We start from the raw sequence: 23,373 nt of genomic DNA on the forward strand, positions 1-23,373 counted from the left end.
CGGTTCCGCTGGTTACACCCCACTGACGGACCGGGTCCCCGCGGTGTGACGGCAATGTGGGTGTGACCTACGTCTCTTGAGCGCGCGTCACCGTGCGGCCCGGTCGACCGCGGGGCACCGTACGGCCGATAGCCTGGCCGGGTGGACGGGGAGCGGAGCGTCGGTGAGTGAGCGTCGGGAACGCGACTGGACGGACATGACGCCCGGGGAATTCGACCGTGAGGCCCCGCTGTGCCTCAACGTGGGCACGGGACCCGTCGCGGTGCCGGCCGAGCCCGACGAGTACGGCACCGAGCCGCTCTTCGGCGAGCAGGCCCCCGCGCGGCAGCCCGCCCCGCCCCGCCCGCAGCGCCGTACCGCCCCCGCCGAGCAGGGGCACCTGTTCTGACCCTCCGGCGGACGCCGTGCCGAATACCCATGCCTTGACTCCGTGCCCAGGGGTACGCGGGCTGGGCGGTCGATCCGGCGGACGAGGGGAGGGCCCGGGAGGCGGGTGGTGCGGGTGGGGGTTCACTCCGTCGCCGCACGCCCGCTGCGGTGCGCACCTCACCGTGAGAGGTTGACGGAACCCGGTGCCTTTTTCGAGTGCTTTGTGCCGCCGGATCGCCCGCAATCGGCAACCGAACACACGGCCACCGTCCTTCCGTGGCCGGTCCTGAGCGGAGGAGTGTCAACCCCATGAGCGAGGCCAACCCCGTCAAGCGGGCAGCGAAGAAGATCACCGAGACCCTGCAGGGCGACGCCTCGGCCCCCGCCGACGGGATCCCCGGCCGGCCGAACTCCGAGCCGCCCTCCGTGGCCGAGCCGACCGAGCCCCGTGAGCCGCTGCCGCCGAAGCCCGACCAGAGCGGTCCGGACACGGTGTCGCCCACCGGGTCACCGACCGGGGCCGACCAGGCCCGGATGGCCCAGTCCGGCAGCTACCTGACGAACGCGCAGGGCACGCGGCTGTACGACACCGACCACTCGCTCAAGGCGGGCCCGCGCGGTCCCGTACTGCTCCAGGACCACCACCTGCGCGAGAAGATCATGCACTTCGACCACGAGCGCATCCCGGAGCGCGTGGTCCACGCCCGGGGCGCGGGCGCGCACGGTGTCTTCCAGAGCTACGGCAGCGCGGCCTCCGTCACCAAGGCGGGCTTCCTCGCGGCGGACGTGGAGACACCGGTGTTCGTCCGGTTCTCCACGGTGGTCGGCTCGCGCGGCTCCGCCGACACGGTGCGCGACACCCGGGGCTTCGCCACGAAGTTCTACACCAGCGAGGGCGTCTTCGACCTGGTCGGCAACAACATCCCGGTCTTCTTCATCCAGGACGCCATCAAGTTCCCCGACGTGGTGCATGCCGCGAAGCCGCACCCGGACAGGGAGATCCCGCAGGCGCAGAGCGCGCACGACACCTTCTGGGACTTCGTCTCGCTGCACACCGAGGCCACTCACCACACGCTCTTCTTCATGGGCGACCGCGGCATCCCGCGCTCCTACCGGATGATGGAGGGCTTCGGCGTCCACACCTTCCGTCTGGTGAACGCCGAGGGCGGCACGACCCTGGTCAAGTTCCACTGGAAGCCCAAGCTGGGCGTGCACTCCCTGGTGTGGGACGAGGCCCAGCTCATCAACGGCAACGACCCCGACTTCCACCGCCGGGACCTCGCCGACGCCATCGAGACGGGTGCCTACCCGCAGTGGGAACTGGGCATCCAGACCTTCCCCGACACCCCCGACCAGACCTTCGAGGGCATCGACCTGCTGGACCCGACGAACATCGTGCCCGAGGAGCTCGCGCCGGTGCAGCCCATCGGACTGATGACCCTCAACCGCAACCCCTCCAACTTCTTCGCCGAGACCGAGCAGGTGGCCTTCCACGTCGGCCACCTCGTGCCCGGCATCGACGTCACCGACGACCCGCTGCTCGCCGGACGGCTCTTCTCGTACCTGGACACCCAGATCACCCGCCTGGGCGGCCCCAACTTCCCGCAGCTGCCCATCAACCGTCCCCACGCGCCGGTCAACGACATGCTGCGCGACGGCATGCACCAGACCGCCGTGCACCGGGGGGTCGCCCCCTACCGGCCCAACTCCCTCGACGGCGGCTGCCCGTTCACCGCGGGCGCGGACATGGGCGCCTTCGTCGAGGCGCCGGTCACCGTCCCGGAGGGGCGGAAGGTGCGTGAGGCGCCGGAGTCGTTCGCCGACCACTTCAGCCAGCCCCGCCGGTTCTGGCTGAGCATGAGCCCGGTGGAGCGCGAGCACATCATCGGCGCCTACACCTTCGAGCTGGGCAAGTGCTACGAGGAAGCCATCCGGGTGCGGACCCTGCAGGTCCTGGCCAACATCGACCCCGAGCTGTGCGCCGGCGTCGCCGAGGGGCTCGGGCTGCCCGCGCCGGAGCCCACCGTGCCGCTCGCCGACGTCGAGCCGAGCCCGGCGCTCTCGCAGGTCGGGCGGACCTGGCCGGTGGACGGCCGTGTCATCGGCATCCTCACCGCCCCGGACGGCGACCTCGACGGGGTGCACGCGGTCCGTGACGCGGTGCTGGAAGCCGGCATGGTTCCGCTGGTCGTCGCCCCGAACGGCGGCACGCTCGGTACGGGCGGCAGCACACTGACCGCCCAGCGCAGCTACGTCACCGCGCGCTCCATCGAGTTCGACGCCGTCCTGGTGGCGGGCCCGCCGGCCGTCGGCGGCGACGCGCCCGGCGTGCGCGACGGCAAGGGCGCGCCCGGCGAGCCCCGGCCGGCGACGGACCCGCGGGTCGACCAGCTGCTGGCCGAGGCGTTCCGGCACGGCAAGGCGATCGGCGCCTGGGCGGGCGGCGAGACGGCCCTCACCGCGGCCGGCGTCCCCGCCGACGCCCCCGGCGTCGTCGTCGCCGACTCCGGGACCGCCGTCCTCACCCAGGTCCGCGAGCTGCTGGGCGCCCACCGCGTCTGGGAGCGCTTCACCACCCGGGCCTGACCCGCCCCGGCCCCTCCGCCACCACGGTGCGAGCGAACGGCCGCCGGTGCCTCCGGCGGCCGTCCGGCCCGCACCGACCCGGTGGGGCCGCGGGCCGCCGGTGCGCCGCGGTGCCACCGGCCGCACCGGCCGGCCCGCCGCCGTACAGTGGAGCGGACGGCCGGATTCCGCCGGATCCGGCCGGCGGGCGCCCCGCGCACCGCCACCCCGTCCGAGCAGCCGGTCAGGACATGAGCCACTCTTCCCCCTCCCACGGCCCCCAGGAGCCGCTCTTCGGACTCGACGAGCTGCCGCGGGCCCCCGCGACCGGGCCGGCGCCCACCACCTCCGCCTTCCGGGACTCCGCGCAGGCGCGCCGGCTCCTGGCGATCCGGGAGATCCACGCCGAACCGGCCGCCGCCGTCTCGCCCCGCGGCCGGGAGATCCTGGCCCGGTTCCCCGGGGCACGGCTGATCGAGGTGGACTCCCACTGGCGCATCCCCGCACTGCACGGCAACGAGGGAAGCGCCGACCGCTGGATGCGGATCAAGCGCGAGACCCTCGTGCTGGGCGTGAAGAAGACGCTCACCACGCGCCCCAACGGCCGCTCCGCCGACTGGATCGCCCCCGGCCCCTCCAACGGCTGCGCCCTGTCCTGCGTGTACTGCTACGTGCCCCGCCGCAAGGGCTTCGCCAACCCGATCACCCTCTTCACCAACATCGACCGGATCATCGCCCACCTGGGACGCCACGTCGCCGCGCAGGGGCCCAAACCGGAGCCCAACCAGTGCGACCCCGAGGCCTGGGTGTACGACATCGGGGAGAACGGCGACTGCTCCGTCGACGCCCTCGTCTGCGACAACACCGCCGACCTGGTGCGCGCCTTCCGCGACTGGCCCACCGCCAAGGCGTCCTTCGCGACGAAGTTCGTCAACCCCGACCTGCTGGACCTCGACCCGCGCGGACGCACCCGGGTCCGGTTCTCGGTGATGCCGGCCGGGGACTCGCGCCTGCTGGACCTGCGCACCAGCCCGGTCGACCGGCGCATCGCCGCCGCCGCGGACTTCCTCGACGCCGGCTACGAGGTGCACTTCAACCTCTCGCCCGTCGTCGTCCGCCCCGGCTGGCAGGAGGCATGGGCGGAACTGCTGCGGCACATGGACGACGTACTGCCGCAGCGCGTCAAACGGCAGGCGCTCGCCGAGGTCATCATGCTGACCCACAACGCGGACCTGCACGACGTCAACCTCCGCTGGCACCCGCGCGGGGAGGACCTGCTGTGGCGGCCGGCCGAGCAGGAGACCAAGCGCTCGCAGAACGGCGCCCTCAACCTCCGCTACCGCGCGGACATCAAGCGGGGCGCCCTCTCGGAACTGCGTGACCTCCTCGCCCGCCACGCTCCGTGGCTCGGCGTGCGCTACGCCTTCTGACGGCCCGCCAGGAACCTCCCGGCCTTGTCGCAGGTCACACCGCGATCACGAGAGCTAAGGGTAGGCTAACCTTGGTCCGTGATTCCTGGTGAAGAGGCGGCCCCCGGCCCGCGCGGCCACGAACTGTCGGCCACCGATGTGACCGTCGCGTACGACGGCACGGACGTCGTGCACGACGCGGCGCTGACCCTGCGGCCCGGCGAAGTGACAGCGCTGGTGGGCCCGAACGGCAGCGGCAAGTCGACCCTGCTGCGCACGGTCGCCCGGCTGCAGCGGCCCCGCAGTGCCGCGCTCACGCTCGACGCCGCCACCGACGCGCTCGCCCTCAGCCCGCGGGAGTTCTCCCGCCGCGTCGCCCTGCTGCTGCAGGGGCGCCCCACGCCCAGCGGACTGACCGTGCGCGACGTCGTCGAGTTCGGCCGCTACCCGCACCGCGGCCGCTGGGGCGGCACGGACCCCGGCGGACACGCGGCCGTGGACCGGGCGCTCGCCCTGACCGGCGTAGCGGAACTCGCCGGGCGCGGAGCCGAACACCTCTCCGGAGGACAGCTCCAGCGCGTGTGGCTGGCCGGCTGCCTCGCCCAGGAGACCGGGGTCCTCCTCCTGGATGAACCCACCACCTACCTCGACCTGCGCTACCAGGTCGAACTCCTCGACCTCATGCGCGACCTCGCCGAGGACCACGGCATCGCCGTCGGTGTCGTCCTGCACGACCTCGACCAGGCCGCCTCCGTCGCCGACCGGATCGTGCTGCTCGCCGCCGGCCGCGTCGTCGCCGAGGGACTGCCCGAGGAGGTCCTCACCCCGGAACGCCTGACCGAGGTCTACGGCATCCGGATCGACGTCGACACCGACCCCCTGACCGGCCGGCTGCGCACCCGCGCCATCGGCCGCCACCACACCCGAAGCGAAAGGCTCCGTACCACCTCATGAGACGCCTCCTGCGCACCGCGCCCCTGGCCGCCGCCGCCCTCCTGCTCGCCGCCTGCGGGACCACCGAACCCGCCGCCGACGACGCCAAGGAGTCCACCGAGGCGATCACCCTCACCGACGCCTCCGGCGCGAAGGTCGAACTCGACGGCCCCGCCAAGAAGGTCGTCGGCACCGAGTGGAACGTGGTCGAGCACCTGGTCTCGCTGGGCGTCGACCCGGTCGGCGTGGCCGACGTCAAGGGTTACCAGGCCTGGGACTCCGCCGTTCCGCTGAAGAACGAGCCCAAGGACATCGGCACCCGCGGCGAACCCAGCATGGACACCATCGCCTCCCTCAAGCCCGACCTCATCGTCGCCACCAGCGACCTCCAGCCGGCCGCGGTCGAGCAGCTGCGCAAGGTCGCCCCGGTCGTCACCGTGAAGTCGGCCGACGCCGCCGACCCGGTCGGGCAGATGCTGAAGAACCTCGACCTCATCGCCGAGGCCACCGGGACCACCGAGCGCGCCGCGACCCTGAAGAAGGACTTCGACGCCAAGCTCGCCGAGGGCAAGAAGGCCCTCGCCGACGCCGGACTGAACGGCGCGGAGATCGCCTTCGCCGACGGCTACGTCACCTCCAACCAGGTCTCCGTCCGCCCCTACACCTCCGGTTCGCTCGTCGGCGGGGTCAACGAGCGGCTCGGACTGAAGAACGCCTGGAAGCTGAAGGGCGACGAGGCCTACGGCCTGGCCGCCACCGACGTGGAGGGCCTGACCGGCCTCGGCAAGGTGCAGTTCGTCTACGTCGCCAACAAGGGCGACGCCAGCAGCGACCCCTTCGGCAAGGAACTCGCCGGCAACTCCGTGTGGAAGTCCCTGCCGTTCGTGAAGTCCGGTGACGTGCACCGGCTGTCCGACGGCATCTGGATGTTCGGCGGCACCGGCTCGATGGAGGCGTACACCGACGCCCTCGTCGCCTCGCTGACGAAGTAGCGCGATGGCCGTCACCGCCACCCCACCCACCGCCCGTCCGGCGACGGCGTCGTCCCGGACGGGCGCGGCCGCGGTGACGACCGCGCTCGTGCTCCTGGTCGCCGCGCTCGCCGTCGTCGACATCACCCAGGGCACGGCCGCGGTCGGCCCGGCCGAGGTCCTCAAGGCCCTCACCGGCCGGGCCGACCCGGCCGACGCGTCCGTCGTCATCGCCTCGCGGCTGCCCAGGATGACCGCGGGGCTCCTCGTCGGCGCGGCCCTCGGCATGGCGGGCGTCGCCCTGCAGGCCGTCAGCCGCAACGTCCTGGCCTCACCGGACACCCTCGCCGTCAACGCCGGCTCCTACCTCGCCCTCGGCATCGCGGCCGTCACCGGTGTGTCGCTGCCGCTGTTCGCCTCCTCCGGCATCGCCTTCGCCGGCGGACTCGCGGCGGCCGCCGTCGTCCTCGGGCTGTCGGGCCTCGGCGCGGGCACCGTACGCCTGGTCCTCGCCGGGACCGCGCTCGCCCTCGGACTGACCGCCGTCACCGAGGGGCTGCTCCTGCTGTTCCCGGAGGAGACCGAGGGTCTCTACCAGTGGAACCAGGGCAGCATCGGCCAGAACGGCTTCGACGGCGTCCTGCGGATGCTGCCCGTCGCCGTCGCCGGGTTCGCCGGACTGATGCTCATCGCCCGCCGGGTCGACGCCCTGGCCCTCGGCGACGACACCGCCCGCGGACTCGGCGTCCCGGTGCGGGCCACCCGGATCACCGCCGTGGTGCTCGCCACGCTGCTCTCCGCGGCGGCCGTCACCCTCGCCGGACCGATCGGCTTCGTGGGCCTGTGCGCCCCGGCCCTCGTCCGCCCGCTCGCCCGCCGGGTCCGCGGGATCACCAGGCTGCGGACCGGGGTGCCGCTCGCGGGCCTGGTCGGCGCCGCGCTGGTCCTCGGAGCGGACGTGCTGCTGCGCGCGCTCATCGACTCCGACACCGCGGTGGCCGTCCCGACCGGAGTGGTCACCAGCCTGGTCGGCGCGGTGTTCCTGGTGGTGATGGCGGCCCGGCTCCGCGACGGCGCCGGAGCCGCCGCGCCGGACCGGCTGCGCATCCGCAGCCGCGCCGTGTTCGTCACCACCCTCACCGTGCTCTCGCTCGCCCTGGTCGGCATCACGGTCGCCGCCGTCCTCGTCGGCGACAGCAAGCTGCTCCTCGGCGACGTGGTCAACTGGCTGCAGGGCAGGGCGGGCCGCACCGTCTCCTTCGTCCTGGAGACCCGCACCCCCCGGGTGCTCGCCGCGCTCCTCGCCGGTGCCGCGCTCGCGCTGGCCGGCACCCTGGTGCAGGCCGTCACCCGCAACCCGCTGGCCGAACCCGCCGTCCTGGGCGTGTCCGGCGGCGGCGCGCTCGGCGCCGTGATCCTCGTGACGAGCGTCCCGGTCGCCGGGGCGTGGGGGATCGCCGGGGCGGCCTTCACGGGGTCCGCCGTCACCGCGGTCGTGGTGTTCGGCCTCGCCGCGCGCGGAGGCTTCCAGCAGAACCGGCTGGTGCTCGTCGGTGTCGGTGCGGCGGCCGGTACGACGGCCCTGATCAGCCTGCTGATCGTGCTCACCGACCCGTTCAACGCCACCAAGGCCCTCACCTGGCTCTCCGGCTCCACCTACGGCCGGACCCTGCCGGACGTCCTGCCGCTGGCCGCGGTGCTCCTCGCCGCCGTCGTGGTGGCCGGGGTGCGGCACCGGGAACTCGACCTCGTCTCCCTCGACGAGGACACCCCCCGGCTCCTCGGACTCGACCTGGCGCGGGGCAGGCTGGGCTTCCTCGTGGTGAGCGTGCTGCTCACCGCGACCGCCGTGGCCGCCGCCGGGACCATCGGCTTCGTCGGCCTGGTCGCCCCGCACGCGGCACGCGCCCTCGTCGGGCGACGGCACACCCGGGTCCTCCCGGTCGCGCTGCTGCTGGGCGCCGTACTGGTGTGCACGGCGGACCTGCTGGGCCGCACCGTCATCGCGCCGGCCCAGCTGGGTGCCGGCCTCATGACGGCCGTCATCGGCACCCCGTACTTCCTGTACGTGCTGGTGCGCAGCCGCCGCTAGCGCGCCGTCCGGACCGGTCGGGTGCCCCGCGACCGGTCCGGACGGTCCGCCGCCGCCGGGTCCGCGGCGCTCCGGGACAGGGTCTCCTGTACGGCTGCGAACGCCCCGTGCTACTGTCGATCTCGGTTGTAGTCGTGGTTGATCGTCGCGGTCGCGGTGATCGAGAAAGCCGCAGGCCGGAAAGACCGCCCCTGCGCCATACTGACGTCTACGTCGCAGCTGGGGTCGGCACCAGAAGGTGCGGGCTCCGGTTCGCTGCTTTTTCAGGGGTCTCGTCTCATGGACCGGGCGGAACAGCCGACGTGACCACTTCGATCCGGCTCGTTCTTGCAATTCCCTGCGTTGTACCACTGCGGCGGACATTCCTTGATACGTGCCACATCAGGGAAGGTTCCACTTGACCCAGGCTCGTGCGAACAATCGGACGACCCGTGCCCGCTCCGGCGGACAGGGATTCACCAAGCAGGGCCGCCGCACGTCGGCCGCGGCCGACCGCGTCGGCGCACAGCGGCGCCCCAAGAACTCCGGCGGCCGGCGCACCCCGGCGACGGGCGAGTTCGCCCTCCCGGTGACCACCACCCCCGCGCTCCCCGCGGTGGACGCCTTCGCCGAACTGCCCCTGCCGGGCGAGATCCTGGCCACCCTCGGTCAGGAGGGCGTGACGGTCCCGTTCCCCATCCAGGCGGCCACACTGCCGAACTCCCTGGCGGGCCGTGACGTGCTCGGCCGCGGCCGCACGGGTTCGGGCAAGACCCTCGCCTTCGGCCTGGCGCTGCTGGCCCGTACGGCGGGCCGCCGCGCGGAGCCCCGCCGGCCGCTCGCGCTCGTCCTCGTACCCACCCGCGAACTGGCGGGGCAGGTCACCGACGCGCTCACGCCGTACGCCCGCTCGGTACGGCTCCGGCTGGCCACCGTGGTCGGCGGGCTGTCCATCGGCAAGCAGGCGTCCGCGCTGCGGGCCGGCGCCGAGGTCGTCGTGGCGACGCCCGGGCGGCTCAAGGACCTGATCGAGCGCGGGGACTGTGTCCTCGACGAGGTCGCCGTCACCGTCCTCGACGAGGCCGACCAGATGGCCGACATGGGCTTCCTGCCGCAGGTCACCAGGCTGCTCGACCAGGTGCGCGCCGACGGCCAGCGGATGCTCTTCTCGGCCACCCTCGACCGCAATGTCGACCAGCTGGTGCGGCGCTACCTGACCGACCCGGTGGTCCACTCCGTCGACCCGTCGGCGGGCGCCGTCACCACGATGGAACACCACGTCCTCCACGTCGACGACACGGACAAGCGCCGGACGACGACCGAGATCGCGGCCCGCGACGGCCGAGTGATCATGTTCTTGGACACCAAGCACGCGGTGGACCGGCTCACCAAGCACCTGCTGAACAACGGCGTGCGCGCCGCCGCGCTGCACGGCGGGAAGTCCCAGCCGCAGCGCACCCGGACCCTGACCCAGTTCAAGGACGGACAGGTGACGGTGCTGGTGGCGACGAACGTCGCGGCGCGGGGCATCCACGTCGACAACCTCGACCTGGTCGTCAACGTCGACCCGCCCAGCGACCCCAAGGACTACCTGCACCGCGGCGGACGCACCGCCCGCGCCGGCGAGTCCGGCAGCGTCATCACCCTGGTGACCCGCGACCAGCGGCGCGAGTTCAGCCGGCTGATGACACAGGCCGGCATCGCACCGAGCATCACCGAGGTCCGGTCGGGCGACGCGGAGCTGAGCCGCATCACCGGAGCCCAGGCGCCCTCCGGCGTTCCCGTCGTCATCGCGGCGCCGGTCGTGGAGCGCCCGCGCCGTGCCGCGACCTCCTCGTCCCGCAACCGCCGGGGCGGCCGCAACGCCCGCGGGCGTACCGGACAGGGCCGCGACCCCCAGGCCCGCACGGCCGAGGGCCGCACCACCGAGGAACGCCCCGCACAGGGCCGCAGGACTCAGGGCGGCCGCACCGCACAGGACCGTCAGGACCAGGGCCGCACCACCGCGGGGCGGCGCACCGCCGAGACACCGCGCCGCCGGCCGCGGACGAAGCCGTCCGGGGACCGCGCGGCCTAGCACGGCGGCGCGACCCACGACGACAAGGCGACATGACGACACGGCGGTACGCCCCCGGTCGTCATGTCGCCCCGCCGTTCCTCCCCGACTCCCGCACACCGCCGGCCCACACCCTCCCGGGGCCGGCCCGCCGCTCCCCTTCTCCCCATGTGAGGCACCATGCGCTGTGTCATCGCCCGCTATCCGTTCGACCTGACCAAGGCCGGCGTCCTGGAATCGATGAAGGGCGTCACCCCCGAGCCGGTCACGGGAGAGTCCGTGACCGTCGGCCGCCGCCGCTACCCCGTCAAGCAGGTGGGCCAGGTCGTCACCCGGCAGGACCGCCGCGACTTCACCAGCGGCGAGGTCGTCCGGGCCATGACCCGCCTCGGCTTCACCTGTCACCCGCACCCCGACGCCGCTCCGCCCGCGCCCGCCCTCTCCCCGCTCGAGGCCGCGTCGGAACTGCTCGGCAGCCCTGCCGGTCCTGCCGGCCCGGTCAGCCCGGCAGGTCCGGCCGACGGGACCGACCCGCGGGCCTGAGACACGGCCGTCGCTCGACCACCGACGCCGTCCGTCACCGGCCCCTCGGCAGCCGCCGAAGGGCCGGCGGGCTAGCGTCCTCCCATGAACGCTTCCCCGCGCCCCCGCCGCCCCCGCACCTCACCGGACGATGACACGGTGAGGGAGGGCGCGGCATGACACCGGTGGAGATGGCCGGCGTCTTCGCGGCGGGCGTCGGCGCCGGCGCCATGAACGCGGTCGTCGGCTCGGGAACCCTGGTCACCTTCCCCGTCCTGCTCGCCACCGGACTCTCCCCCCTCACCGCCACCGTCTCCAACGCCCTCGGCCTGATCCCCGGCGCCGTCAGCGGAGCCATCGGCTACCGGCGGGAGCTCGCCGGCCAGGCCCGCCGCGTCCGCAGGCTCGGCATCGGTTCGGCCCTGGGCGGCATCGTGGGGGCCTCTCTCCTGCTGGCCCTGCCCGCCGAGGCGTTCGAGACCATCGTCCCGGTGCTCGTCGGGCTCGCCCTGGTCCTCGTCGCGCTCCAGCCCCTCATCGGCAGGAAGGTGCGCGAGAGGCGCCGCTCGCAGGAACGGCCCGTCCGGCCCGACGGCGGATGGCCGCTCTTCACCGGCCTCACCCTGGCCAGCGTCTACGGCGGCTACTTCGCCGCCGCGCAGGGCATCCTCTACATGTCCCTCATGGGCCTGCTCCTCGACGAGCCCCTGCAACGCCTCAACGCCGTCAAGAACGTGCTCGTCGCGATCGTCAACACCGTCGCCGCGACCTTCTTCCTGTTCGTCGCCGACTTCGACTGGACGGCCGTCGCGCTCGTCGCGGCCGGCTCCGCCCTGGGCGGCCAGCTCGGGGCGGCGACCGGCCGCAGGTTCAGCCCCGCGGTGCTGCGCGCCGTCATCGTCGTCGTCGGCACCGTCGCCCTCGTCCAGTTGCTGCTCCGCTGACCGGCCGGTCCGGCCGGAGCGAGCGGGGCACCTTTGTCGTGCACCTTGCCATCCCGGTCGGGCTCTGGTTCCGTCTGGTTAGGAAACTTTCCTAACCATGCGTCCGGACGGAGCCCCCCATGACACCGGCACGTCTCCCGCTACGCCCCGCCGCGGCCGCCGCGGCGCTCGCCAGTGCCCTCCTCCTCACCCTGACCACCGCCCCCACCGCCCGCGCACAGGCCGGCACCCCCGTGGACGTCAACGGCCGCCTCGAGGTCTGCGGCACGAAACTCTGCAACCAGCACGGCAACCCGATCCAGCTGCGCGGCATGAGCACCCACGGCACCCAGTGGTACTCCCAGTGCCTCACCGGCGGATCGCTCGACGCCCTGGCCGAGGACTGGAAGGCCGACGTCCTGCGCGTCTCCACCTACGTCCAGGAAGGCGGCTACGAGACCGACCCGGCGCGCTACACCGACCTGGCCGACTCCCTGATCCGGCAGGCGAGCGAGCGCGGCATGTACGTGATCGTCGACTGGCACATGCTCGACCCCGGCGACCCGATGGCCAACCTCGACCACGCGCGGAAGTTCTTCACCGACATCGCGCACCGCAACAAGGGCCGCGACAACATCCTCTACGAGATCGCCAACGAACCCAGCGGCGTGAGCTGGTCGCGGATCAAGAACTACGCGGAGCGGATCATCCCCGTCATCCGCTCCGTCGACGCGGACGCCCCGGTCCTCGTCGGCACCCGCGCCTGGTCCTCGTTCGGCGTCTCCGAGGGCGCCGACGAGTCCGAGGTCGTCGACAACCCGGTCGACGCCTCCAACATCATGTACACCTTCCACTTCTACGCCGACTCGCACCGCGACGCGTACCTGGCCACCCTCTCCCGCGCCGCCGACCGGCTGCCGGTGTTCGTCACCGAGTTCGGCACCCAGAACTACGCCGGAGAGGGGGCAGACGACTTCGCCATGTCCCAGCGCTACCTCGACCTGATGGCGGACAAGAAGATCAGCTGGGTCAACTGGAACTTCTCCGACGACCACCGCTCCGGCGCCGTCTTCCGCACCGGCACGTGCGCCGCCGACGGACCCTGGACCGGCACGGCGTCACTGAAACCCGCCGGCGTCTGGATCCGCGACCGCGTCAGGACCCCCGACGCCTTCCCCGCCGGCTGACGCGCCCCGTCGGCCTTCGCCCGTCCGGTGTCCGTGCCGGACGGGCGGCACCCCGCCCTCAGGGCAGGATCGAGTCGACGTATCCGCCGTCCACCCGCAGCGCCCCGCCCGTCGTGGCGGAAGCCTGCTCGGAGCTGAGGTACACGACCATGTTCGCGATCTCGTCGGGCTCGATCAGCCGCTGGAGCAGCGACTGCGGCCGGTGCTCGCGCATGAAGGCGCGCTGCGCCTGCTCCCACGGAAGATCCCGGTCCACGAGTTCGTAGACGAAGTCCTCCACCCCTCCGGTGTGCGTGGGCCCGGCGATCACCGAGTTCACCGTGACGCCCGTCCCCGCCGCCTGCTTGGCGAACCCACGGCTCACCGCGAGCAGCGCCGTCTTGGACATCCCGTAGTGGATCATTTCGGCCGGGGTGGCGATCGCCGAGTCGCTGGCGAGGTACTGGACGCGCCCCCAGCCGCGCTCCGTCATGCCGGGCAGGAAGAGCCGGGTCAGCCGCACCGCGGCCAGGACGTTCACCTCGAAGTAGCGCCGCCACTCCTCGTCGGTGATCTCCAGCGGGTCGGCGGACCCGAAGACACCGAGGTTGTTGACGAGGATGTCCAGCCGTCGTCCGAGAGCCTCGGCCACCTGCTCGGCGCCCGCCTCGGTGGTCACGTCCGCCGCGACCGGCACCACGTCGGCGCCGGGCACCTCGTGCTCGATCGCGGCGGCGCTCCGGCGCACGCGTCCGGTGGAGCGCCCGTTGACCGCGACCCGGGCGCCCGCACGGGCGAGCCCGGTCGCGATCGCCGCCCCGATGCCCTGGGTGGAGCCGGTGACCAGCGCGGTACGGCCCCTCAGATCGATCTGCACGTCACGCGTCCCCTTTGCACCTGATGACGGAGGAGGGCGCTGCTCGCCCGTCGGCTGTCTACGCAACGTACCCGGCGGGGCACGCCGCCGCCCCCGGGCGAAGTCGTCGGATTACCCCACCCGGTCGGCGGACATACGCTTGCCGTAGAGAACCGGAAGAGGCGGGAGACGACGTGACGGCCGAACACGCGGACACCCCGGAGAGCCGTGCCGGAGCCGAGGATGCGTCACCCGGCACGAGCGGCGACGACCTGCTCCAGGGGCTGGAGGTGGACACCCGGCGCCCGGAGCGTCCCGTGCTCCTCGACGCCGACGGCACCCCGATCGAGACCTGGCGGGAGAACCACCCCTACGACCGCAGGATCCGCCGGGCGGAGTACGACCGGACGAAGCGCATCCTGCAGATCGAACTGCTGAAGATGCAGCGCTGGGTGAAGGACACCGGCCAGCGGATCGTGGTGGTCTGCGAGGGGCGGGACGCGGCCGGCAAGGGTGGCACCATCCAGCGGTTCATGGAGCGCCTCAACCCCCGCGGCGCCCGCGTGGTCGCCCTGGAGAAGCCGACCGAGAGGGAGGCGGGGCAGTGGTACTTCCAGCGTTACGTGGCCCACCTCCCGGCCCGGGGTGAGATCGTCTTCTTCGACCGCTCCTGGTACAACCGCGCCGGGGTCGAGCGGGTCATGGGGTTCTGCAGCGACGACGAGTACGACCAGTTCCTCCAGCAGACGCCGATGTTCGAGCAGCTGCTCACCGACGACGGCATCATGCTGGTGAAGTTCTGGTTCTCCGTGTCCCGGGCCGAGCAGCGGACCCGGTTCGCGATCCGCCAGGTCGATCCGCTGCGGCGCTGGAAACTGTCCCCGATGGACCTCGCCTCCCTGGACCTGTGGGACGACTACACCAAGGCCAAGGTCGAGATGTTCCGGGCCACCGACACCGCCCACGCGCCCTGGACCGTGGTGAAGAACAACGACAAGCGCCGGGGCCGCCTGGAGGCCATGCGCAGCCTCCTCGACCGCTGCGACTACCCCTCGAAGGACCACGGGGCGCTGGGCAAGCCGGACCCGCTGATCGTGGGCGCGGCGGACACCCTGCTGGAGGCCGGTGAGGAACCAGCGGTCCTCTCACCGACCCCTCTGGCCGGCCCCGGCCACGGCCCGGGCAGCCACCCGGGGGACTGAGCCGGTCAGGCCAGGGGCACGGTCACCTCGCCCGTGCCCCGCGCTTCGGCCCCGCCGGCCACCCGCACCGTGAACGGGCGGTCGGTCCCGGACGCGGTGACCCGCACGACGCCGTCCTCCCACCGGACCCGGAACGTCGCGGCGGGCAGCCCCGCCGTGTCCGGCACCATGACCTGGCCGGTGGTGCCGGGCACCGCCGGCGGGTGGGCGAGCAGCACCGGCTCGTCCAGCCAGTCGCCGTCCGGCCGGGAGTCGTCGCCGGCCAGGGGCAGGACGGCGCCCTCACGGACGTACAGCGGGAGGCTGTCGCAGTCGTGCCGTTCGGTGCGCCAGCACGGGCCGGTGACGCGCTCGCCGCCGAGCAGCGGGGTCCAGGTGCCCTCCGGCAGGTACACCTCCACCTCGCCGTCCTCGCTGAACACCGGCGCGACCAGGAGGTCGGGACCCAGCATGTACTGGCGGTCGAGGGTGCGGCACGCCGGGTCGTGCGGGAACTCCAGCACCATCGGCCGCATCATCGGCACGCCGGTGCGGTGGGTCTCGGCCGCCGCGCCGTACAGGTAGGGCATCAGACGGTGCTTGAGCAGGGTGAAGCGGCGGGCGACCTCGACGGCCTCGTCACCGAACTCCCACGGCACCCGGTACGACGTGGAGCCGTGCAGCCGGCTGTGCGAGGACAGCAGACCGAAGGCGAGCCAGCGCGTGAACACCGCGGGACTCGGTGTGCCCTCGAAGCCGCCGATGTCGTGGCTCCAGAAGCCGAACCCGCTCAGTGACAGGGACAGGCCGCCCCGCAGCGATTCGGCCATCGCCTCGAAGGACGACCAGCAGTCGCCGCCCCAGTGCACCGGGTACTGCTGTCCGCCCGCGGTCGCGGAGCGGGCGAAGAGCACGGCCTCGCCCTGCCCGCGTTCCTTCTCCAGCAGCTCGAAGACGGTGCGGTTGTACAGGTGCGTGTAGTAGTTGTGCATGCGCTCCGGGTCGGAGCCGTCGTGCCAGACGACGTCGGTCGGGATGCGCTCGCCGAAGTCGGTCTTGAAGCAGTCCACGCCCTGGTCGAGGAGCGGCCTGAGCTTGGACTGGAACCAGGCGCGGGCGTCCGGGCTGGTGAAGTCGACCAGGCCCATGCCGGCCTGCCACAGGTCCCACTGCCACACGTCGCCGTTCGCCCGGCGCACCAGGTGCCCGAGGGCCGCGGCCTCGTCGAACAGCGGGGACTTCTGCGCGATGTACGGGTTGATCCAGGCGCTGATGCGCAGGCCCTTGTCCTTGAGCCGGGCCAGCATGCCGTCCGGGTCGGGGAAGACGTCCGGGTCCCACTGGAAGTCGCACCACTGGTACTCGCGCATCCAGAAGCAGTCGAAGTGGAACACGGACAGCGGGATGCCGCGCTCGGCCATGCCGTCGACGAACGAGGTCACCGTCGCCTCGTCGTAGGAGGTGGTGAAGGAGGTGCTCAGCCACAGGCCGAAGGACCAGGCCGGGGGCAGGGCCGGGCGCCCGGTGAGGGCGGTGTAGCGGCCGAGGACCTCCTTGGGAGTCGGTCCCGCGACGACGTAGTACTCCAGCGACTGGTCCTCGACGCTGAACTGCACCTCGCCGACGGACTCGGACCCGATCTCGAAGGAGACCGCGCCCGGGTGGTTGACGAAGACGCCGTAACCGCGCGAGGAGAGGTAGAACGGAACGTTCTTGTAGGCCTGCTCGCTGCTCGTGCCCCCGTCGGCCTGCCAGACGTCGACGGTCTGGCCGTTCTTGACGAACGGGGTGAAACGCTCGCCCAGGCCGTAGACCTGCTCGCCGACGCCGAGCGACAGCCGGCTCAGCACGTGGTGCGCTCCCTCGCCGGTCGTGGCGAAGGCGGTGCTCTTGGCACCGGAGCGGGTCACCTCCCGTCCGTCCGCGTCGAGGAACGTCAGCCCGAAGGGACCGGCGCCGTCGAGCCGCACGGTCAGCGGGCCACTGGTCAGCTCGGTGACCGTGCCGTCCCGGCGCACCGCCCCCGCTCCGCCCGACTCGCCGGTGAGCGCGAAGTCGGGCCCCGGCCGGTGCCTGCCCGCGTGATGGGTGACCCGGACACCGATGACGCCCTCGGCGGGGGAGAAGCACTCGACCGTGATCAGTGGTGCGTTGAGGGTGTCGCCCCTGCGTGTCACCTTCTTCACGGAGGCATAGCTGGTGAAGCGCTTCGATTCGGAGCGCACGTCACGCACTTCGATGGCATACGCGATCTGGACACCGTCGCGGATGCGCCAGAAGCCGTCAGTGAATTTCATGGTCTTCCTCGGAGAGTGAGGGCGGCGGAGGGGCGAGTGTCAGCCTCTGACCAGCCACTATGACAGGCGCTCTGGAGCCTGTCACGCCTTGGTGCGAGCAGATCGTGCGGCCGGGGGGCTAGCGCGAGGGGCTGTCGCTGGCGTATTAGTAATCGGGCCAAACAAATTACACCCGGTGCGGCGCCGAGCAACACCTCGACGCGAGCGGCCTCTCGTCGAAGCGCTTCACCTGCCTCCCTGAAAGAGCCACCGGCTCGGCACACGCCGAGCCGGTCCCACACAAGGGCCCCCACCGTGACAGCACATCCCCCGGTTGCCGCGCACCACCTGCGCGCACGCCCGCGCAGCGCCGTCATCCCGCTGGCCGCCGTCTGCGCCCTCGTCCTCGGAACGGCACTGACCGGCTGCGCACAGCAGCGCGACGGCGACGTCTACACCGTGATGAACTCCTCGACCGACGAGACCTACCACCGCTGGGACGCCGAGGCGATGGCCCGCTGCGGCGAGCGGCTGGGGGTCACCATCGAGCAGCAGAGCGTCCCCGCGTCCCAGGTGATGACGAAGGCGCTGCGCATGGCCTCGTCCAAGTCCCTGCCGGACATCGTGCAGTTCGACGCCTCCGAGATGCCGACCTTCGCCGAGGCCGGCGGACTGGTCGACCTGCGCACCCTGGGACTGGAGACCGAGGGCATCCCCGAGGGCATCGTCGACTTCGGCTCGTACGAGGGCACGTACTACGGGGCGGCCCGCTCCGTGAACACCCTCGCGCTCTTCTACAACAAGGACATCCTCGACGCGGCGGGGGCCGAGGTGCCGGCCACCTGGGACGAACTGCGGCAGACGGCGAAGAAGCTCACCCAGGGCAAGCGGTACGGCCTGGCGCTCAGCGCGGGCGGCGCCGAGGACGGCGTCTTCCAGTTCACCCCGTTCATGTGGTCCAACGGCGGGGACGAGCGGGACCTCGACAGCCCGGAGGTCGTCGAGGCGCTCGACTACTGGAAGGCGCTGCTGGAGGACGGGTCCCTCTCCAAGTCCACGGTCAACTGGACGCAGGCCGACGTGAACGACCAGTTCATGGCGGGCAACGCGGCCATGATGATCAACGGCCCGTGGCAGGTGGAGACCCTCAACACCAAGAAGTCGCTGAACTGGGAGATCGCACGGATCCCCGTCCCCGAGCGGGGCGCCGACTCGGTCGGACCCCTCGGCGGCGCCGTGCTCACCGTGCCGGACACCGGTGACCCCGGGCGCCAGAAGACGGCCGGCCGGATCGTCGCCTGCATGGCGGGCGAGGAGGAACAGCTCACCTACGCGCTGAACAGCTGGATGGTCCCGGCCCACGGGGAGGCGGCCGCCCAGTGGCGCGAGCAGGTGCCCGAACTGGACGCGCTGGCCGACCAGGTCGCCGCCGCCCGGTCACGCACCGCCCAACTCGGCGCCGGCTGGTCGGGCGTCTCGCTCGCGCTGCAGAGCGCCTTCCAGTCCGCCCTGACAGGGCAGTCCAGCGAGGCCGCCCTGAAGCGCGCCCAGCAGCGCGCCACGAGCGGGAACTGAGGTACGCCCCCCATGACCACCTCCACCGCTCCGGCGCCCGCGAAGGCGCCCCGCAAGGCCGCGGCGCCCGGCCCGGACCGCGCGCGCCGCCGCAGGCTCGCCCAGTGGGGCTTCGTCGCCCCCGCCGTCGTCTTCATGCTGCTGTTCTTCGGCTACCCGCTCGTGCGCAACGTCGTGATGAGCTTCCAGCACTACACCCCGAAGACGTTCTTCACCGGCGAGGCCCCGTTCAACGGCACCGACAACTGGTCGTCCGTCTTCCAGGACGCCCTCTTCGGCAAGGCCCTGTGGCACACCCTGCTGTTCACCGCCGGCTCCCTGCTCGGACAGTTCTGCGTCGGCCTCGCCCTCGCCGTCTTCTTCAACCGCAGGTTCCCCCTCGGCGGTGTCCTGCGGTCGCTGATCCTGCTGCCCTGGCTCGTGCCCATGGTGGTGTCCGGCATCGTCTGGCGACGCATCCTCGACCAGGACACCGGCGTACTGAACACCTTCCTCGACACCCTCGGCCTCGGCGGGAACACCCCATGGCTGACCAGCCCCGACATGGCCCTGCTCTCGGTGATCCTGGTCAACATCTGGATCGGCATCCCGTTCAACATGGTCATCCTCTACGGCGGCCTCCAGGAGATCCCGAAGGAGCTGTACGAGGCGGCCGCCCTGGACGGCGCCTCCGCCTGGCGCACCTTCCGTTCCGTCACCCTGCCGATGCTCAAGCCGGTGATCACGGTCGTCCTCGTGCTGGGCTTCATGTCGACGGTCAAGATCCTCGACCTGATCCTCGCCCTCACCGACGGCGGTCCCGCCGACGCGACCCAGACCCTGGGCACGCTCACCTACCAGAACTCCTTCGTCGAACTGGACTTCGGCGCCGGAGCGGTCGTCGGCAACGTACTCATCCTGATCTCCGCGGTGTTCGCGGTGTTCTACCTGCGGGCCAACCGCACCGAGGGGAAGTGACCGACATGGCCGCTCACGCGCCCACCGCGCCCCGCCGCCGCTGGGGCTCCACCGTCGCGGGGCTGCTCGTCCTCGCCGTGATGCTCTTCCCGCTGTACTGGATGCTCAACACCGCGCTCCAGCCGGACTCCGGCCTGCTCCAGGTCGACCCGGTGCCGTCCGGCCTCGACCTCTCCGGCTTCTCCAAGGCCCTCGGCGACCAGGGCGGACACCTGCTGACCTCGCTGGTCGTCTCGTTCGGTGCCGTCGCCATCTGCCTCGCCGTGGCCGCCCCGGCGGCCTACGGACTGGCCCGGTTCGGTCTGCGCGGCTCGCGCACCATCGTCTTCGGCACCCTCATCACGCAGATGGTGCCGGGCATCGTCATCGCCAACGCCCTCTACAACTCCTACGTCGACCTGGGCCTGGTGAACTCCTACTTCGGCCTGATGCTCGCGGACGCCTCGCTCGGCATCCCGTTCGCCATCGTGCTGATGCGCTCGTTCATGGTGTCCATCCCGGGCGAGGTCGTCGAAGCGGCCGAGATCGACGGCGCCGGACCGGTCCGGGTCTTCCTGCGGGTGGTGCTCCCGATGAGCCGCAACGCCGTCATCACCTCCGGCCTGTTCGCGTTCCTGTTCGCGTGGAGCGACTTCATGTTCGCGCTCACCCTGAACACCACCGACGACGTCAAGCCGGTCACGCTGGGCATCTACCAGTACATCGGCGCGCACGTCGGCGACTGGGGGTCGGTGATGGCCGCGTCCGTGCTCTCCGCCGTACCGGCCGCCGCCCTGCTCGTCCTCGCCCAGAAGTACATCGCCGCCGGCATCACCGGCGGCTCCGTCAAGTGAACACCGCGCACCCCGGGATGGACCTGAACCGCATGAGCGACTTCCCCCGTTTCCCGTCCGGCTTCGTCTTCGGCGCCGCGACCGCCTCCTACCAGATCGAGGGGGCGGCCCGCGAGGACGGCCGCGGCCCGTCGATCTGGGACACGTACAGCCACACCCCCGGCCTGGTCGCGGGCGGCGACACCGGCGACGTGGCGTGCGACCACTACCACCGCTACCCGCAGGACGTCGCCCTGCTGCGGGACCTCGGCGTCGGTTCGTACCGCTTCTCGATCGCCTGGCCGCGCGTCGTGCCCGACGGCTCGGGACCGGTGAACCCCAAGGGCCTGGACTTCTACTCCCGCCTGGTCGACGAGCTCCTCGACGCCGGCATCGAGCCCGCCGCCACCCTCTACCACTGGGACCTCCCGCAGGCCCTCGAGGACCGCGGCGGCTGGCGGGTGCGGGAGACCGCCGAACGGTTCGCCGAGTACACGGCCGTCGTCGCCGGCCACCTGGCCGACCGGGTGCCGCGCTGGATCACCCTCAACGAACCCTGGTGCAGCGCCTTCCTCGGCTACTCCGTCGGGCGCCACGCCCCGGGCGCCCGTGAGGGCCGGGGTGCCCTGGCCGCCGCCCACCACCTGCTGGTCGGCCACGGACTGGCCGTCACGGCGCTCCGGTCCGCCGGGGTCCGCGAGGCCGGCATCACCCTCAACCTCGACCACCACCTCCCCGCCACCGGCTCCGCCGCCGACCGGGAAGCCGTCGTGCGCGCCGACACCCTGCACAACCTGGTGTGGACGGAGCCGATCCTCGCCGGGCGCTACCCCGGCACCGAGGAGGAGACCTGGGGCGAGCTGATCACCGCACAGGACTTCCGCCGCGACGGCGACCTGGAGCTGATCGCCCAGCCGCTGGACTTCCTCGGCATCAACTACTACCGGCCCGTCGTCGTCGCCGACGCCCCGTACCGCGAGAGCGACCCCGCCCGGCGGGTGGCGACCGACAACCGCTACGCCGAGACACCGATGCCCGGGGTGCGCCGGACCGCGATGGGCTGGCCGGTGGCCCCGGACACCTTCACCGGCCTCCTGGTGGACCTCAAGGAGCAGTACGGCGACGCCCTGCCCCCCGTCCACATCACCGAGAACGGCTCCGCCGAGGACGACGAGGTGGCCCCCGACGGCTCCGTGCACGACACCGAGCGGGTGGCCTACCTGCGTGACCACCTCACCGCCCTGCGGGCCGCGATCGACGCCGGCGTCGACGTGCGCGGGTACTACGTGTGGTCGCTCCTCGACAACTTCGAATGGGCCTTCGGCTACGACAAGCGGTTCGGCATCGTCCGGGTCGACTACGCCACCCAGGAGCGCACCCCCAAGGACAGCTACCACTGGTACCGCCGTCTGATCGCCGCCCAGCACGCCTGACGCACGCCGCCCCGGTCGTCAGACCGCGCCCTCGCACCCGCCGGCGGCCGGCACGCGACCGTCCGGGCGCGACCCGGCGCCCGGGGCCCGGGCGGCGAGGGGCTTGCGCAGCAGGAGCAGTGCGGCGTCGTCGTGCAGCCGGCCGCCGACGTGGTCCAGCAGTTCCTGGTGCACCGCCGCGAGCGTGCGGGCCGGCTCGTCGCACAGGTGCCGGGCGAGGCCCTCGGTCAGGGGGTAGAACGCACGGGCGGCGTCGCGGGCCTCCGTGACCCCGTCGGTGTAGAGCAGCAGCTGGTCCCCCTCGGTGAACGGCACCACCTGCAGGCAGGGGGACTCGTCCGACAGGGCGCGCAGTCCGAGCGGCGGCGCGGGACGGACCGGGTCGACCGGCGTCACCTCGGTGCCGCGGATCAGCAGCGGGGGCGCGTGCCCGCAGTTCACCATCTCCAGTTGTCCGGGCTCCGGGTACCCGGCGACCACGGCGGTGACGAAGTCGTCGCTGCCGAGGTTGCGGGCCAGGCTCCGCTCGATCCGGCCCACGACGTCCCGCAGGTCCGGCTCGTCGTGGGCCGCCTCCCGGAACACACCGAGCACGAGGGCGGCGGTGCCGACGGCCGGCAGCCCCTTGCCGCGCACATCGCCGACGATCGTCCTGACCCCGTACGGGGTGTCGACGAGCGCGTAGAGGTCGCCACCGATCCGCGCCTCCGCCGCCGCGGCGCTGTAGTGGACCGCCGCCTGGAACGGCCCGACGCTCTCGGGGACCGGCTGGAGCAGGGCGTGCTGCGCGGTCTCCGCGACCGAGCGGACGGCGGCGAGCGTCCGTTCACGCCGTACCCGCAGCGCACTGGCCAGCGTGCCCGCGAGGGTGACGGTCAGCAGCGCGGCGAGTACGGCGACCAGCTGGGAGGCGTCCACGGCGTGGCGGGCCCCGATGCCCGCTCCGAGCAGGGAGGCCAGCAGCCCGACCCCCAGCACTCCGGCCGGCCGGCTGGTCGCCGCCGCCAGCGCCGGTCCGGCGGACAGCAGCGGCAGCCAGATCCTGCCCGTGCCGCCGAAGAGGTCGACGCACACCACGAGGAGGACGATGAGCAGGGGCAGGGCCGTGGTGCTGGCGGCCCAGTGCGCGGCCGTCAGGACCCGGGGGGACCAGGTACGGCCGGTCCTGCGCGGGGAACGCGGGGACGGCCGTGCGGGCGAAGGGTCGCGTCCGTGCTGTGGGGCGTGACTCATGTGTCGTCCGGTGTCCTCACCTCTGCGCGCCGTGCACGCGGCCTGAAAGGTCTGCTTTATTCAGA

Annotated in this window: 18 protein-coding genes; 15 read left to right on the forward strand and 3 right to left on the reverse strand. The window is 72.4% G+C overall.

Annotated elements, in window-relative coordinates:
- Positions 1–163 precede the first annotated feature (163 nt).
- The 10 genes from IE118_RS07230 (at position 164) to IE118_RS07275 (ending at position 13,006) form a co-directional block, all read left to right on the forward strand.
- Positions 164–388 (forward strand): hypothetical protein, encoded by a 225-nt coding sequence (locus IE118_RS07230; RefSeq protein WP_189556563.1) that lies wholly within the window; start codon positions 164–166, stop codon positions 386–388.
- 290 nt (positions 389–678) lie between these two features.
- Positions 679–2,955 (forward strand): catalase, encoded by a 2,277-nt coding sequence (locus IE118_RS07235; RefSeq protein WP_189556565.1) that lies wholly within the window; start codon positions 679–681, stop codon positions 2,953–2,955.
- 230 nt (positions 2,956–3,185) lie between these two features.
- Positions 3,186–4,364, forward strand: a complete 1,179-nt coding sequence (locus tag IE118_RS07240) for a spore photoproduct lyase family protein (protein WP_189556567.1) — start codon at positions 3,186–3,188, stop codon at positions 4,362–4,364.
- A 78-nt stretch (positions 4,365–4,442) separates the two neighbouring features.
- Positions 4,443–5,297 (forward strand): ABC transporter ATP-binding protein, encoded by an 855-nt coding sequence (locus IE118_RS07245; RefSeq protein ID WP_189556569.1) that lies wholly within the window; start codon positions 4,443–4,445, stop codon positions 5,295–5,297.
- Positions 5,294–6,268 (forward strand): ABC transporter substrate-binding protein, encoded by a 975-nt coding sequence (locus IE118_RS07250; RefSeq protein ID WP_189556571.1) that lies wholly within the window; start codon positions 5,294–5,296, stop codon positions 6,266–6,268. The genes IE118_RS07245 and IE118_RS07250 overlap by 4 nt, the downstream gene beginning before the upstream one ends.
- Before the next feature lie 4 nt (positions 6,269–6,272).
- Complete coding sequence (locus tag IE118_RS07255; protein WP_189556572.1) at positions 6,273–8,339, forward strand: iron ABC transporter permease; 2,067 nt, start codon at positions 6,273–6,275, stop codon at positions 8,337–8,339.
- A gap of 397 nt (positions 8,340–8,736) precedes the next feature.
- On the forward strand, positions 8,737–10,395 hold the full coding sequence (locus IE118_RS07260; protein ID WP_189556574.1) for a DEAD/DEAH box helicase: 1,659 nt from the start codon (positions 8,737–8,739) through the stop codon (positions 10,393–10,395).
- A gap of 159 nt (positions 10,396–10,554) precedes the next feature.
- Positions 10,555–10,917, forward strand: a complete 363-nt coding sequence (locus IE118_RS07265) for an SCO5918 family protein (protein WP_189556576.1) — start codon at positions 10,555–10,557, stop codon at positions 10,915–10,917.
- Positions 10,918–11,072: 155 nt separating this feature from the next.
- Positions 11,073–11,840 carry a sulfite exporter TauE/SafE family protein gene (locus tag IE118_RS07270; RefSeq protein WP_189556578.1) on the forward strand — a complete coding sequence of 256 codons (768 nt, stop codon included), beginning with the start codon at positions 11,073–11,075 and terminating at the stop codon, positions 11,838–11,840.
- Positions 11,841–11,959: 119 nt separating this feature from the next.
- Positions 11,960–13,006: a glycoside hydrolase family 5 protein gene (locus IE118_RS07275; RefSeq protein ID WP_189556579.1), complete on the forward strand. Its 1,047-nt coding sequence runs from the start codon at positions 11,960–11,962 to the stop codon at positions 13,004–13,006.
- Between the two features lie 58 nt (positions 13,007–13,064).
- On the opposite strand, the gene IE118_RS07280 is transcribed toward IE118_RS07275, so the two are convergent.
- Positions 13,065–13,862 carry an SDR family NAD(P)-dependent oxidoreductase gene (locus IE118_RS07280; protein WP_189556581.1) on the reverse strand — a complete coding sequence of 266 codons (798 nt, stop codon included), beginning with the start codon at positions 13,860–13,862 and terminating at the stop codon, positions 13,065–13,067.
- A 173-nt stretch (positions 13,863–14,035) separates the two neighbouring features.
- Between IE118_RS07280 and ppk2 the strand changes: the two genes are divergently transcribed.
- Positions 14,036–15,043 carry a polyphosphate kinase 2 gene (gene ppk2 / locus IE118_RS07285; protein ID WP_189556583.1) on the forward strand — a complete coding sequence of 336 codons (1,008 nt, stop codon included), beginning with the start codon at positions 14,036–14,038 and terminating at the stop codon, positions 15,041–15,043.
- Positions 15,044–15,048: 5 nt separating this feature from the next.
- Here ppk2 and yicI read toward each other — a convergent pair whose 3' ends face one another.
- A complete protein-coding gene (gene yicI / locus IE118_RS07290) occupies positions 15,049–17,319 on the reverse strand; it encodes an alpha-xylosidase (protein WP_189556585.1) in 2,271 nt (756 codons plus the stop codon).
- Positions 17,320–17,613: 294 nt separating this feature from the next.
- Between yicI and IE118_RS07295 the strand changes: the two genes are divergently transcribed.
- The 4 genes from IE118_RS07295 to IE118_RS07310 are packed head-to-tail and all read left to right on the forward strand — an operon-like array spanning position 17,614 to position 22,075.
- Positions 17,614–18,873, forward strand: coding sequence for an ABC transporter substrate-binding protein (locus IE118_RS07295; RefSeq protein WP_189556587.1), 1,260 nt, complete (start codon positions 17,614–17,616; stop codon positions 18,871–18,873).
- A 12-nt stretch (positions 18,874–18,885) separates the two neighbouring features.
- Positions 18,886–19,830 carry a carbohydrate ABC transporter permease gene (locus IE118_RS07300; RefSeq protein ID WP_189556588.1) on the forward strand — a complete coding sequence of 315 codons (945 nt, stop codon included), beginning with the start codon at positions 18,886–18,888 and terminating at the stop codon, positions 19,828–19,830.
- Between the two features lie 5 nt (positions 19,831–19,835).
- On the forward strand, positions 19,836–20,663 hold the full coding sequence (locus IE118_RS07305; RefSeq protein WP_189556590.1) for a carbohydrate ABC transporter permease: 828 nt from the start codon (positions 19,836–19,838) through the stop codon (positions 20,661–20,663).
- A gap of 32 nt (positions 20,664–20,695) precedes the next feature.
- A complete protein-coding gene (locus IE118_RS07310; RefSeq protein WP_189556592.1) occupies positions 20,696–22,075 on the forward strand; it encodes a GH1 family beta-glucosidase in 1,380 nt (459 codons plus the stop codon).
- 18 nt (positions 22,076–22,093) lie between these two features.
- On the opposite strand, the gene IE118_RS07315 is transcribed toward IE118_RS07310, so the two are convergent.
- Complete coding sequence (locus IE118_RS07315; protein ID WP_189556594.1) at positions 22,094–23,308, reverse strand: PP2C family protein-serine/threonine phosphatase; 1,215 nt, start codon at positions 23,306–23,308, stop codon at positions 22,094–22,096.
- Positions 23,309–23,373: the final 65 nt, after the last annotated feature.

Source organism: Streptomyces pilosus (assembly GCF_014649835.1).
In the GTDB taxonomy this organism is placed as follows: Bacteria; Actinomycetota; Actinomycetes; order Streptomycetales; family Streptomycetaceae; genus Streptomyces; species Streptomyces pilosus.